Below are 13,334 nucleotides of genomic sequence, written 5' to 3'. Positions count from 1 at the left end.
AATGCGCTCGTGCCCGGTTCATTTTCAGAGGTCCTTTCCATGCAACTGTCTTCGTACCATGACGTGATCAAAGCCGCCGAACGCCTGGAGGGCTTCGCCAACCGCACGCCGGTGTTCACCTCGCGCACCCTCGATGCCGAGACCGGCGCCCAGGTGTTCATCAAATGCGAAAACCTGCAACGCACCGGTTCATTCAAGTTTCGCGGTGCGTTCAATGCGCTTTCCCGGTTTGACGAGGCGCAGCGCAAGGCGGGTGTAGTGGCGTTTTCCTCGGGCAATCACGCCCAAGGCATCGCACTGGCCGCCCGCCTGTTGCAGATGCCGGCCACCATCGTAATGCCCACCGACGCCCCGGCTGCCAAGGTCGCCGCCACCCGGGAATACGGCGCGACCGTGGTGTTCTACGACCGTATCACCGAAGACCGCGAGCAGATCGGCCGCACCCTGGCCGAGCAGCACGGCATGACGTTGATCCCCTCCTACGACCACCCGGACGTGCTGGCCGGCCAGGGCACTGCCGCCAAGGAGCTGCTGGAATTCACCGGCCCACTGGATGCCTTGTTTGTCGGCCTGGGCGGTGGCGGCATGCTCTCCGGTACGGCATTGGCCACCCGTGCCTTGTCACCTGATTGCCTGCTGTACGGGGTCGAGCCCGAAGCCGGGAATGACGGCCAGCGCTCCTTCCAGACCGGCAGCATCGTGCACATCGACACGCCCGCGACCATCGCAGACGGCGCCCAGACGCAGCACCTTGGCAATCACACCTTCCCGATCATCCGCGAGAACGTGAATGACATCCTTACGGTCTCGGACGCCGAGTTAGTGGAGTCGATGAGGTTCTTCATGCAACGCATGAAGATGGTCGTGGAGCCCACCGGTTGCCTCGGCCTTGCGGCCTTGCGCAACCTCAAGCAGCAGTTCCGGGGCCAGCGCGTGGGCATCATCGTGACCGGTGGCAACGTCGATATCGAGAAGTACGCGAGCCTGATAAAGGGCTAAAACCTCCAACAAGAAAATACTGTGGCGAGCGTGCTTGCCACATGGCTTCCTGCTGCCTGCAATTTCTGCCGCCTATAAAAAATGCCCGGGTGTTCCCTGAGCGTTAACAACAAGAGGTGCTTATGAAAAATCGTTACCTGGCCCGGGCCATTGTGATTGCGATCATCCTTGGCGTGCTGGTGGGGGCCGTGCTGCATGCCCAACTGGACGCCGACACCGCCAAGACCATCGCGGGTTACTTCAGCATGGTCACCGACGTGTTTTTGCGCCTGATCAAGATGGTCATCGCGCCGCTGGTGCTGGCGACGTTGATCAGTGGCGTGGCGAGCATGGCCGACAGCGGTTCCATCGGCCGTGTCGGGTTGAAGGCGATGACCTGGTTTTTGATTGCGTCCGTGGTATCGCTGCTGATCGGTTTGACATTGGCCAATCTGTTTCAGCCAGGCGCGGGGCTCAACCTGAGTGTGGCGGCCAACGGCAACAGCGGTTTGAACACCGCCAGCTTCAACCTGTCGGGTTTTTTGTCCCATGTATTCCCCCGCAGCATCGTCGAGGCCATGGGCAACAATGAGGTGCTGCAAATCGTGGTGTTTTCGTTGTTCTTCGGCGCAGCGCTGGCGTTCGTCAAGGGCAGCGCCAGGTCGCCGATCCTGCACGTGCTGGAAGAACTGACCCAGGTGATGTTCCGCATCACCGAATACGTGATGGTGATCGCGCCGCTGGCGGTGTTTGCCGCAATTGCCGCCACCATCAGCCTGTACGGGTTGGGGATGGTGGGCAGCTTTGGCAAGTTGATCGCGCAATTCTACCTGGGCCTGGCGGTACTGTGGCTGGTGATCAGCGGCGTGGGTTACCTGGCGCTGGGCGCACGTTTCAAACAGCTGTTGCAGTTGCTGCGCAGCCCGGTGTTGCTGGCGTTCTCCACCGCCAGCAGCGAGGCGGCCTACCCCAAGACCATCGCAGCCCTGGACAGCTTCGGCTCGCCCAAGCGCATCAACAGTTTTGTGCTGCCCCTGGGTTACTCGTTCAACCTCGACGGTTCGATGATGTACCAGGCGTTTATCGTGATGTTCATCGCCCAGGCCTATGGCATCGAGATGAGCTTCGGCCATCAGGTAATGATCCTGCTGACCTTGCTCGTCATCAGCAAAGGCACCGCCGGCGTGGCGCGCGGCTCACTGGTGGTGCTCGCGGCGGGCCTGCCGATGGTCGGCCTGCCGGAAGCCGGTTTGCTGCTGATCCTCGCCGTGGACCCGATCCTCGACATGGGCCGTACCGCCACCAACGTGTTCGGCTGCGGCGTGGCCACGGCGGTGATTGGCCACGGTGCCACCGATGAACAACCTGCTCCCCTTCCCTCCCTTGCTTGAGAACTGCCGATCATGAAGATTCACCACACAGCCACTGCCTCCCAGCCTGCCGGGCACTACTCCCAGGCCGTAAGCCACCAGGGCACGCTGTACATCTCCGGGCAATTGCCGGTGAGCCCTGACGGGCGTCATAACCTCGAGGCTTCGTTTGCCGAACAGGCTCAAGTGGCCCTGGACAATCTGTTGGCGATTTTGAAGGCCGCAGGCGGCTCACCCGCAGACCTGGTGAAAGTCACGGTGTACGTGGTGGGGGTAAAACACTGGCCTGAATTTGATGGCTTGTACGCCGCTGCACTGGGGGATCACCGCCCCGCCCGCGCGGTGGTGCCGGTGCCGGAACTGCACCACGGCTATCTGATTGAAATCGAAGCCGTGGCGCGCTCGGCATAGGTCATTTGGCGTAGGTGTAGACCGCCGCCCGCGAGACCCCAAGGTGTGAGGCAACCGTTTCCATGGCACGCCGGATGTCCATCACGCCGGCTTCTTTCAGCTCTTGCATCAGCAGGCGCCGGTCGGCGGCCTTGAGGGCACGTGGGGTGGTCGCCAGGCGTGCGGCGAACTGGTCGATGCGCGCACGAATGGCGTCGGCACCGGACGGGTCGAGAGACTCGGCGGGCCGATCGCCGCTGACCGAGCCGAACTGTTCCAGCATGCCCTGCAAGCCACGGAACAACGAGAGGTCGACGTTCATGCACAAGGCCGCCACGTACTTGCCGGTGGAGTCCTTGATGCCGATGGAAGTGCTCTTGACCTGACGCCCGTCGGCGAACTGGTTCTGGTAGTTGGCGATCACCTGCGGGTACTCGGGATCGGCAATCCGCGCCAGGCCCAGCTCGGTGGCCGGGTCACCCGGCTGGCGCCCGGAGAGGTTGTTGTGGATGGCCATGATTGCGTGCTGCGGGTCGCGCAGGTCGTGCAGCACGACCTCGCAAAACGGGCTGAAGGTCTTGCTCAGGCCTTCGGCAATCTGTTCGAGTTGGCTGATCAAGGCCGCTTGTTCGGGAGTGTGTTTTTTCATTCAGACAACATATCCAGTACTGGATAGACCGTCAATTTACCTTTTGGAGTGTGCACGATGGAAACCCCGACAGCTTTGCTGGATGTGAGCCGGATGCAGCGCAATATCCTGCGTATGCAGCAGCGTGCCGATGACTTGGGTGTGAGCTTGCGGCCCCATGTGAAGACCCATAAATGTGCCGAGGTGGTGGCGGCGCAAATCGCCGCCGGGGCCACGGGGATTACGGTTTCGACGTTGAAGGAGGCCGAGTATTTTTTCGACCTCGGCATTCGGGACGTTCTGTATGCGGTGGCGATGGCGCCGCATAAATTGCCTCAGGCGTTGGCGTTGCGTCGTCAGGGGTGTGCGCTGACGCTGATCACCGACAGCCTTGCCGGGGCCCGGGCGATTGTCGAGTTTGGTGCGCTGCAGGGTGAGGTTTTTGCGGTGCTGATTGAGATTGACTGTGATGGGCACCGGTCCGGGGTGAAGCCTCAGGATCCGCTGTTGCTGGAGATCGCCAGGCTGCTGTATGGCGGCGGGATGCTTGCCGGGGTGTTGACTCATGCCGGGGAAAGTTACGGGCTGGATACGCCTGAGGCGTTGCGGGCGATTGCCGAGCAGGAACGGGCGCGCTGTGTTGCAGCGGCCGAGGTGATTCGGGGGGCAGGGTTGCCTTGCTTGCAGGTGAGTGTGGGTTCGACGCCCACGGCGCTGTCGGCGGTGAGCCTGGAGGGTGTGACTGAGCTGCGGGCTGGGGTTTATGCGTTTTTTGATTTGGTGATGCATAACGTTGGGGTGTGCCGCATTGATGAGCTGGCGTTGAGTGTGCTGACTACGGTGATCGGGCATCAGGTGGAAAAGGGCTGGATCATTACCGACGCGGGGTGGATGGCGATGAGTCGGGATCGTGGGACGCAGTCGCAGAAGCGGGATTTTGGTTATGGGCAGGTGTGTACCGAGGGTGGTGAGGTGATCGAGGGGTTGCTGGTGGGCAGCGCGAATCAGGAGCATGGGGTGGCTTGGTTCGACGGGGTGGCGGTGGATGTGGTTGAGCGGTTTCCGCTGGGGACGCGGCTGAGGGTTTTGCCTAACCATGCGTGTGCTACGGGGGCGCAGTTCGGCAGCTATGGCGCGCTGCTGGAGAATGGTGAGGTGCAGGTTTGGGAGCGGTTGCGGGGGTGGTAGATCGGGGGCATATCCGTTATTTGGGTGATGGCCGATATTGGTTCCGCTCTTACAGCGGCCTGAAAGCCGGCTTGAGTGTTAAAAGCCAAATCAGAAGCTAAAGCGGGCACGGTCCTCTGTAGGAGCTGGCTTGCCGGCGATGGCATCAACTGGGTGTACCTGATGCACCGAGGTGTCTGCATCGCAGGCAAGCCAGCTCCTACAGAAAAGCGCTTGGCTTTTAACACTCAGGTCGGCTTTCAGGCCGCCGTGCTCTTGCTTTTGATCTTGATCTGACTGCCCCAATAAGCTCGAGGCCGAACGCAGGTATTGCGCAGCGGCCCTCGCTGTAAGAGCGAAACCATAGGTAGCCGTTACCCAGATAACGGATATACACCCATACCAAAAGAGTATCAAACCATACCAACCCGATATTAGACGAAAGCAAAACCAGCAGAGGAAACTACCCACAATTACAAAAATACCTAAAGAGTATAAAAAATGCCCACCCACTCCTCATGGATCGTACTGTCCATCACCGGCCTGTACATGCTCAGCCTGGCACTGATCAGCTACGGCGTCCGCCGCCACTCCCGCAGCGCCAACAACTACACCACCGGCGGCGGCCACTTCCCGGCGTTCCTGATCGGCTTCCTGATGCTCTCGGAATTTATCGGCACCGCAGTCAGCATCGGCACCGCCCAAACCGGTTTCAAGGTCGGCATCTCCGCCGCTTGGAACCTGTTCGCCCTGGCCCTGGGCTTCGTACTCTTCGCCTGGCTACTGGCGCGCAAATACAAGGACCTGGGCGACAACACCATCTCCGGCGTACTCGCGCGCAACTACGGCCAACGCACCCGCTTCGCCACGTCGATCATCACCATCTTTGCCCTGGAGATCGTCGCCGTCTCGATCTACGCCAGCGGCGGCGCCGTATTGGCCAGCGTGATGCAAGTAGACCGAACCCTGGCGATCGTGATCGTCGGCGTAGTCTCGGTGGCATACGTCAGCATCGGCGGCATGCGCTCAGTGATCTACACCAACTTCGTCCACGCCGCCCTGAAATACCTGGGCGTCGGCCTGGCCTTGTGGTTCGGCTTGAAGCAGGTGGGCGGCATCGGCCAGCTGCAAGCGCAATTGCCTGCCAGCATGTTTGACTGGACCGCCGTGGGTTGGGGCCAGATCATCGCCTGGATGATCGCCGGGATCGGTTCGATCTTCTCCACCCAATACGTAATCCAGGCGGTGAACACCGTCAGCCACGCAGGCAAGGCCCAGCGCGCCTGCTTCTACGTGGCGGTGCTGATGGTGCCGTTCGGCATCGGCGCAGCACTGATCGGTATGTGCAGCGCGGTGCTGTTCCCCCATGTCGACTCCCTGCAAGCCTTCCCCACCCTGATCGCCAGCATGGACCAACTGACGGCCGGGCTGGTGGTGGCAGGCCTTGCCGGCTCGCTGTTCGGCACCATTTCGGCGGTGAGCATGGGCTCGGCGACGTTGTTGCTGCGGGACTTCTACGAGCCATGGTTCAACCCGGAAAAAAGCGACGCCAAGTCCCTGCGCTTCGTGCGCCTGGCGACCATCGCTGTCGGCCTGTTGCCGATTGCCCTGGCACTGACCTCGGACAAGGTGCTGATGATCGCCTTCCTCGGCAAGGCGTTGCGCGCCTCCCTGGCCGTGCTGGTGTTGATGGTGTTCTACGCGCCGAAATTCGGCACGGCGGCCGGGGCATTCCTGAGCATCATTGCCTCGTTGCTCGCGACCGTGGGCTGGTTCCTCGCCGGTAATCCGTGGGGCATCGACAACGCCTACATCGCCCTGTTCACGCCGTTGATCATCATGGGCATCAGCCATGTGACGCGCCGCAGGACACCGGCCGCCCCCCTGGTGGCAGCCACGAGCTGAGGTAGGATGGCAGCCTCACCCAAAAGGAACTTGTGAAATGCTGCCGATTCGCACCCCGTTGATCCTGCACCCCGGCTTGTCTACCGCTACCCGGCGGGTCTGGCTGAAGCTCGAGAACCTGCAACCCTGTGGCTCGTTCAAGTTGCGCGGCATGACCACGCTGTGCGCCTACGCGGCGAGCCAGGGCAAGACCACGGTGGTATGCCCCTCCGGGGGCAATGCCGGGCTGGCCACGGCCTTCGCGGCGCGCGGCCTGGAGTTACAGGCGCGGATCGTGGTGCCGACCACCACCCCCGAAGCCACCCGCGCACGCATCCGCCAGGCCGGGGCCGAGGTGGTGGTGCACGGTGATCTGTGGGATCAATCCAATGAGCTGGCGCTGCAACTCTCCGAATCACCTGAGGCACTGTATGTGCCGGCCTTTGATCACCCGCTGTTGTGGGAAGGCCACAGCAGCATGATCGATGAGATTCTCGAGGACTGCCCTCAGGTGGGCGCCATCGTGACCTCGGTGGGTGGCGGTGGACTGCTCGCGGGCGTTCTGACGGGCCTGGAGCGTCATGGGCGGTTCGGCTGCAAGGTGATTGCGTGTGAAACGGCGGGCGCGGCTTCGTTTGCTGCTGCCGTAGAGGCTGGAAAGCCCGTGCGGCTGGCGAAGATCGATACCGTGGCCAAGTCGTTGGCCGCGACCCAGGTGGCGGCGTGGCCGGTGCAGCATATCGGCAGGTTTGCCCATCAATGCGTGGTGTTGAGTGATGCCGACGCGATGATGGGTGTGGCGCGGTACGCCGATGATTTACGCCAGTTGGTGGAACCGGCATGTGGGGTTTCGTTGGCCGTGGCGTATCTGGAGCATGGGGCGATTGCCGGGATTGAGGATGTGGTGGTGATTGTGTGTGGTGGGGTGAGCATCAGTGCCGAAACGGTTGCCCAGTGGCAGAACACGGTCTCTCTATGATCATTCCCACGCTCCGCGTGGGAACGCCGCCCTGGACGCTCCGCGTCTGCTCTTGAAGTCGTGACGCGGAGCGTCACAGGATGCATTCCCACGCAGAGCGTGGGAACGATCAATTCAGGCATCCTGCAGGATCAGATCCGCGCCCTTCTCCGCCACCATCAACACCGCCGCATGGGTATTGCCCGAGGTCACGTTGGGGAAAATCGACGCATCGACAATCCGCAGTCCTTGCATCCCGTGCACCTTCAGGCGCTTGTCCACCACCGACACCAGCGGGTCCGAGCCCATGGCGCAAGAGCCACACAGGTGATAGATCGAGCCGCTGTTCTCGCGGAAGTACTGCAGCATCTGCTCATCGGTTTGCACCGCCGGCCCCGGCAATACCTCGGCCACCGTCACGCCCTTGAGCGCCGGCGCCTGCATGATCTTGCGCATCAGCCGGCTGCCCTGGATCACCTCGTCGATGTCCTTTTGGGTGCTCAGGTAGTTGGGGTCGATCAAGGCCGCGTCCCGTGGGTTTTTCGAGGCGATGCGGATCGTCCCGCGGCTGGTAGGCCGGCACGGGTTGAAGCACAGCAGGAAGCCTGAATACGGCTCGGGCTTGAGGCTGGCCTTGTTGTTTTTCGGGATCTGGTACGACAGCGGGTTGAAGTACAGCTGCAGATTGGGGTGCGCCTGCCCTTCGTTGCCGCGAAAGAACCCGCCGGCCTGGTTGACGCTCATGGCCAGCGCGCCCTTGCGGGTCAGCAGGTATTTGAGGCCGAGTTTGAACTGGCCAAACAGCGAACTGAGCTGGTCGTTCAGGGTCGGGATATTGGCCTTGTAGTAATAACTGGCGCAGAGGTGGTCCTGCAGGTTCTGCCCCACTGCAGGCAGGTCCTTGACCAGCGGGATGTTGTGTTCGGCGAGCAATTGCTTGTCCGCCACACCCGACAGTTGCAGGATCTTCGGCGTATCCACCGCCCCGGCGCACAGGATCACCTCCTTGCGCGCGGTAAAGGTGCGAACCACGCCGTGCTGGGTCACGCTGATGCCGGTGGCGCGTTGTTGATCGTCGAACAGCACGCGGTCTACCAGCGCATGCAACTCCACGGTCAGGTTCGGCCTACCCAACGCCGGGTGCAGGTGCGCAAAGCTGCTGGAGCAGCGCTCACCGTTGCGGGTGTTGACGTCGTAGAGGCCCGCACCTTCGAAGTTCGGCCCGTTGAAGTCATCGCTCAGGCCATAGCCCAATTGCTCGCAGCCCTTGAGAAATACATCGCAGATGGCGTGAGTCTGGCCCTTCATCGGGGTGATGCTGATGGGGCCGCTGCTGCCGTGGTATTCGGTGTCGCCCAGGGGGTGATTTTCCAGCTTGCGGAAGTACGGCAGCACGTCCTTGAAGCCCCAGCCGTCGTTGCCATTAGCCGCCCAGTCATCGAAATCATGGGCCTGGCCGCGCACGTAGATCATGGCGTTGATCGAGCCGGAACCGCCCTGCACCTTGCCCCGCGGGGCATAGATGGCACGGTCGGCCAGCTGTTTTTGCGGCTGGCTGTAGTACATCCAGTTGAAGGTCGGGTTGTAGTACATCTTGGCGAAACCGACCGGGATCTTGAACCACCAGGAGCTGTCCTTGCCGCCGGCTTCCAGCAGCAATACCGAATGCTCGCCCGAGGCGGAGAGTCGGTTGGCCAGGACGCAACCTGCGGCGCCGGCGCCGGCGATGATGTAGTCGTATGTCATTCACGGTTACCGCATAAGTCGTTTTTTTTAGCCCTTGGCGGGCGAAGTGTCTTTCACGTCAGCAGGCGTGGGCGCCATTTGCAGGTGCAGCCGCTCGCCGGTGTACGGCGTGTGCTTGCGCACCACGTCCATGTTCAGCTCCACCCCAAGGCCCGGCTCGGTGGACGGGATGATGTAGCCGTCCTCCCATTGCAGCGGCTTGGTCAGCACTTCGGCATGGAAGCCGCCCCAGGTCATGATGCTTTCCTGGATCAGGAAGTTCGGCGTGCACGTGGCCAACTGGAAACTCGCCGCTGCGCCGATCGGTCCGTTGTACAGGTGCGGGGCGATCTGCGCGTAGTAGGCCTCGGCCATGCTCGCGATTTTCTTGGCTTCCAGCAGGCCGCCGCAGCGGGCCACGTTCATTTGCAGGATCGATGCACCACCGGCCTGCAAGAGCTTGAAGAACTCGTACTTGGTGGTCAGGCGCTCGCCGGTGGCGATGGGAATGCTGGTCTTTGCCGCGACCTGGGCCATGGCCTCTTCCTGGCCTGGTGGCACCGGTTCTTCGAACCACAGCGGGTCGTATTTCTCCAGGCGCTTGGCCAGGCGAATCGCCGACGACGGCACCATCTGCCCGTGGGTGCCGAACAGCAGGTCGCACTTGTCGCCCACCGCCTCGCGAATCTTGCGGCAGAAGGTTTCGCAGCGTTCCAGCACTTCCAGGGAGATCTGGTGGCCGGAGTACGCGGTGTACGGGCCTGCCGGGTCGAACTTCACGGCGGTGAAGCCCTTGTTCATGTTCTCGATCGCGCATTCGGCGGCCAGGTCCGGGTCGTCATAGTCGTACTCGCCCTTGCTGTTGACCGGGTACAGATAGGTGTAGGAACGCAGGCGCTCGTTGACCTTGCCCCCCAGCAACTCATAGACCGGCTTGTTGGCGGCCTTGCCGATGATGTCCCAGCAGGCCATTTCCAGGCCGCTGACCACGCCCATCATGGTCAGGTCGGGGCGCTGGGTGAAACCGCTGGAGTACGCCTGGCGGAAGAAGCGCTCGATGTGGTGCGGGTCGTGGTTGAGCAGGTAGCGCTCGAACACGTCCTCGATGATCGGCAGCATGGCCTTGGGGCCGAAGGTGGCGGCGTAGATCTCGCCCACGCCTTCGATGCCGCAGTCGGTTTTCAGTTTGACGAACAGCCAATACATGCCGCCGATGTGCGGCGGCGGTACGGCGACAATATGGGTTTCAAGGGCGACGATTTTCATCTCAGGCACCTGTCTGGTTGAATTTTTTACGATTGATCCGGGCGCGCAAGGTCAGGGCCGCGAGGGTCCCGAGCACGCCGATGAAGGCGATGTAGCCGAAGTACAGGTTGTAGCCGACCTGCCCCGGGTATGTGTCGGTGAGGTAGCCATTGATCAGCGGGATAAAGGTGTCCGGCAGGTAACCCACCACCGAGACGATGCCGATGGCCAGGCCGGTGATGCGCAGCGGGATGTCACAGCTGTCGAGGATCGCCCAGTACAGGCCGCGAATCGCGTAGGTCATCAGGCCGATAAAGATCACCGTGCCGATCAGCAAGCCGAGGCTGCCAATGGCCGGGAACACGATCAGGCCAACCATCGCCAGGGTTACCAGCAGCAGCGCGGCGATCAGCACCGAGATGTTCGAAAACTTGTCCCCCAGCCAGCCGCCGCCGATCCCGCCGATGGGTCGCATCCACAACTTGATGGTGGTGATGGTGCCGGCCATCACGGCGGTCATGCCGCTGCCTTGCAGGTAATCGGAGAAGCTGTAGGTGGCCCAGAACATGTGGTAACCGCAGAACACGATGGCGGTCACCAGCCACAGCTCGGGGATTTTCACCAGGGTGGTGAGGTCGGCGATCAGGTTGAACTTGCCCTTCTCGACCGCCGCAGTTTCGGCCATGGACTTGGGGTCCTTGAGCAGCACCAGCACACAACCAATGGCGATACACACGAACGAATACAGGTAGACCACGTGCTTGAAGCCTTCGGCCGCAGTTTGGCTGCGGGTCTCGGTGGCGTAGGCGAACAGCCCCAGGGCCACGGTCGCCAGCAAGGCCTCCACCAGGCCACGGCCGCCGTCGAGGATGCCGAAGAAACGGCCCTGCTCACTGTGATGGGCGATCATCTTCACCCGCTTGAGCACCGAAGCCCAGAAGGTCAGGCCGGTGGTCAGGCCCCAGCAGCCGAAGATGATCATCAGGCCGGTCATCGACGGCACGGTGGAGTACCAGATACCCAGGGCCCCGGTGGCCACCAACGAAAAGAAGATCAGGAAGCGTGGCGGCAGGCGATCGGCCAACCAGCCGCTCGGCAGGTAGCTGAGCAGGAAGATCGTACCGAGCATCGAGTACAGATAACCCAGCTGGCTGTGGTTGATCTGGAACACCTCGAGCATGGTGGTCTGGTAGACCTGGCGCAGGTAGAGGATCGGGTAGATCGCCCCGGCAGCCAATACCAGCAACATCAATTGGAAGTAGCGACTGGCCTTGTCACTTTTAGCCGCGGACACGGCATCGAAACCCTGGGCAACGGGTGCAGGCTTGGACATCTTGTAGACCTCGGGCACCCACTGTGCAGGTGCCCCGATAATTGTTTTTATTGAGGTGAAGCCGGTGGTCGGTGAATCAGTACTTCATGACCACCAAACGGGTCTGGGTGAATTCAAGCATCCCGTGCTTGCCGTCATCGCCGCCCAGCCCTGAGCGTTTCCAACCGGCGTGGAAACCCTGGTAAGGGTCGGCCGGGGTGCGATTGACGTACAACTCGCCGGCCTCGATGGCGTTGGCGACTTTCATGGCCGTGCGGTAGTTCTCGGTATAGAGCACCGACGACAGGCCGAACTGGTGATCGTTGGCCATGGCCAGCGCTTCGTCGATATCGCGGTACTTGAGCACCGGCAGCACCGGGCCGAAGATTTCTTCCTGGATGATTTCCATGTCCTGGCGGCAGGCGCTGAGCAGCGTCGGCGGGTAGAAATGGCCCGGACCTTCGGGGAGTACGCCGCCTGTTTCCAGTACAGCACCGTCGGCGATGGCGCGCTCGACCATGGCGTGAATATTCTGCCGGGAGCTGGCGTTGACCAGTGGGCCCATCAGGCCCGCATCCGTGGCACGGTCACCGAATTTGACGGCGCCGATCTTGGCCTTGAGCAGGGCCAGGAATCGGTCATAGACGCTTTCCTGCACATACACCCGCTCGACGGCCGTGCACAGTTGGCCGCAGTGGGTGGTCTTGGAAGCGATGATGTCGCTGGCGGCTTTTTCCAGGTCGGCGTCGGCCTCGATGATCGCCGGGGTCTTGCCGCCCAGCTCCAGGGACGGCTTGGCGATGTTGGCCTTGCAGTAGTCGAGCACGATGCGCCCGGCGTTGACGCTGCCGGTCAGGGTGATCAGGCCCACGGCCTTGTGGGTGCACAGGGCGGCGGCGGTGGCGTGGTCCATGGTCAGGATGTTGATCACGCCGGCCGGCATGCCCGACTGCTCGACGGCACGGGCGATTTCAAAGGCGGACAACGGCGTGTTGTTGCTCGGGCGCACCACCACGGTGTTGCCGGCAATCAGCGCCGGGGCGATTTTGCGCAGCAGGGTATAGACCGGGTAGTTGAACGGAATCAGGCAAGCCGCGACGCCAATGGGCTCGCGTTGCAGGAACAGGTTTTCGTCCGGGGTGTCGCTGGGGATGATTTCGCCTTCGATGCGGCGTGCCCATTCGGCGTGGTAGCGGGTGATCTGGGCGGCGTAGCGCGCTTCGTTGCTGGCGTCGTCGAGGCTTTTGCCGGATTCGCTGGCCAGCGCCCGGCCTATGCTTTCAGCGCAGGTTTCGAGGGCGGCGGCGAAAGCCCGCAGGTGTTCGGCGCGCTGGATGCTGGTGAGCTTGCCCCAGGTTTTCTGTGCGCTGGCGGCGGCATCGACGGCCGCAATGGCTTCATCAGGGGTGGCGGCGGACACCCGGCCTACCTGGGCCTCGGTCGCGGGGTTGTAGACCGCGATTTGGGCGGTGCTGGCAGGTTCGGCGAAGTGGCCGTTGTAAAAGTTGCGCTCGATTTGCATATGGTTTTTTGCCCAATCGTTGTTGTTTTGCGAGTGACTTGCAGTTTTGTCATTGGGCGGGGGTTGGACAAACGATTTATTGACGGGGGTAACGTGCGAAAAATGCAGGTTAGTGGCTGATCCGTAGTAATGACCCGGGTCTGAGTCTGTATTGT

General features: G+C 61.9%; 11 protein-coding genes. 6 read left to right on the top strand and 5 right to left on the bottom strand.

The window, feature by feature from the left end; genetic code table 11:
• Positions 1 to 39: 39 nt before the first annotated feature.
• The 3 genes from V6607_RS15820 to V6607_RS15810 all read left to right on the top strand — a co-directional run bounded on the left by V6607_RS15820 (position 40) and on the right by V6607_RS15810 (position 2,759).
• Positions 40 to 999, top strand: coding sequence for a threo-3-hydroxy-L-aspartate ammonia-lyase (locus tag V6607_RS15820; RefSeq protein WP_134326586.1), 960 nt, complete (start codon positions 40 to 42; stop codon positions 997 to 999).
• Between the two features lie 122 nt (positions 1,000 to 1,121).
• Positions 1,122 to 2,369: a dicarboxylate/amino acid:cation symporter gene (locus V6607_RS15815; RefSeq protein ID WP_008430531.1), complete on the top strand. Its 1,248-nt coding sequence runs from the start codon at positions 1,122 to 1,124 to the stop codon at positions 2,367 to 2,369.
• A 12-nt stretch (positions 2,370 to 2,381) separates the two neighbouring features.
• A complete protein-coding gene (locus V6607_RS15810; protein WP_008430534.1) occupies positions 2,382 to 2,759 on the top strand; it encodes a RidA family protein in 378 nt (125 codons plus the stop codon).
• A 1-nt stretch (position 2,760) separates the two neighbouring features.
• On the opposite strand, the gene V6607_RS15805 is transcribed toward V6607_RS15810, so the two are convergent.
• Positions 2,761 to 3,387, bottom strand: coding sequence for a PAS domain-containing protein (locus tag V6607_RS15805; RefSeq protein WP_003212543.1), 627 nt, complete (start codon positions 3,385 to 3,387; stop codon positions 2,761 to 2,763).
• Positions 3,388 to 3,444: 57 nt separating this feature from the next.
• On the opposite strand from V6607_RS15805, the gene V6607_RS15800 reads away from it, so the two are divergent.
• The 3 genes from V6607_RS15800 to V6607_RS15790 all read left to right on the top strand — a co-directional run bounded on the left by V6607_RS15800 (position 3,445) and on the right by V6607_RS15790 (position 7,396).
• Positions 3,445 to 4,554, top strand: coding sequence for a DSD1 family PLP-dependent enzyme (locus V6607_RS15800; RefSeq protein ID WP_134326585.1), 1,110 nt, complete (start codon positions 3,445 to 3,447; stop codon positions 4,552 to 4,554).
• 480 nt (positions 4,555 to 5,034) lie between these two features.
• Positions 5,035 to 6,438 (top strand): sodium:solute symporter family protein, encoded by a 1,404-nt coding sequence (locus tag V6607_RS15795; protein WP_134326584.1) that lies wholly within the window; start codon positions 5,035 to 5,037, stop codon positions 6,436 to 6,438.
• Between the two features lie 37 nt (positions 6,439 to 6,475).
• The gene (locus V6607_RS15790; protein ID WP_102604900.1) at positions 6,476 to 7,396 is read left to right on the top strand and encodes a pyridoxal-phosphate dependent enzyme; all 921 of its coding nucleotides are present in this window, start codon (positions 6,476 to 6,478) and stop codon (positions 7,394 to 7,396) included.
• A gap of 114 nt (positions 7,397 to 7,510) precedes the next feature.
• Here V6607_RS15790 and V6607_RS15785 read toward each other — a convergent pair whose 3' ends face one another.
• The 4 genes from V6607_RS15785 to aldA all read right to left on the bottom strand — a co-directional run bounded on the left by V6607_RS15785 (position 7,511) and on the right by aldA (position 13,179).
• Positions 7,511 to 9,121, bottom strand: coding sequence for a GMC family oxidoreductase N-terminal domain-containing protein (locus tag V6607_RS15785; protein WP_003212548.1), 1,611 nt, complete (start codon positions 9,119 to 9,121; stop codon positions 7,511 to 7,513).
• Between the two features lie 27 nt (positions 9,122 to 9,148).
• A complete protein-coding gene (locus V6607_RS15780; RefSeq protein ID WP_008432553.1) occupies positions 9,149 to 10,366 on the bottom strand; it encodes a mandelate racemase/muconate lactonizing enzyme family protein in 1,218 nt (405 codons plus the stop codon).
• A gap of 1 nt (position 10,367) precedes the next feature.
• On the bottom strand, positions 10,368 to 11,678 hold the full coding sequence (locus V6607_RS15775; protein WP_087693879.1) for an MFS transporter: 1,311 nt from the start codon (positions 11,676 to 11,678) through the stop codon (positions 10,368 to 10,370).
• 76 nt (positions 11,679 to 11,754) lie between these two features.
• Positions 11,755 to 13,179 (bottom strand): aldehyde dehydrogenase, encoded by a 1,425-nt coding sequence (gene aldA / locus V6607_RS15770; protein ID WP_134326583.1) that lies wholly within the window; start codon positions 13,177 to 13,179, stop codon positions 11,755 to 11,757.
• Positions 13,180 to 13,334: the final 155 nt, after the last annotated feature.

The organism is Pseudomonas sp. KK18, from assembly GCF_037094675.1.
Taxonomy (GTDB): domain Bacteria; phylum Pseudomonadota; class Gammaproteobacteria; order Pseudomonadales; family Pseudomonadaceae; genus Aquipseudomonas.
Note: the sequence above shows the minus strand (reverse complement) of the source record. Positions and strands in the feature narration are given on the sequence as shown.